The organism is Paenibacillus sp. sgz302191, assembly GCF_057749925.1.
The window spans coordinates 1-201 of sequence record NZ_JBYLHY010000146.1; the positions used below are offsets into that span (position 1 = coordinate 1).

Below are 201 nucleotides of genomic sequence, written 5' to 3' on the forward strand. Positions count from 1 at the left end.
TCCTTGAAAACTAGATAACGAAACGAAACGTAAAGCGTGAAACTTAGAAATCCTTTTCGTTGACTGTGTCACAGCAGTTAATGAAAGTACATTCTAGTGGTTAAGCTAGAAAGAGCACACGGAGGATGCCTAGGCGCTAGGAGCCGAAGAAGGACGTGGCGAACGACGAAATGCCTCGGGGAGCCGTAAGCAGGCTTCGAT

At 47.3% G+C, this 201-nt stretch carries 1 rRNA gene; it reads left to right on the forward strand.

Annotation, left to right across the window (positions count from 1 at the left end):
• Positions 1 to 98 precede the first annotated feature (98 nt).
• Positions 99 to 201 (forward strand): 23S ribosomal RNA (locus AC3G2T_RS38970); the annotation flags it as partial.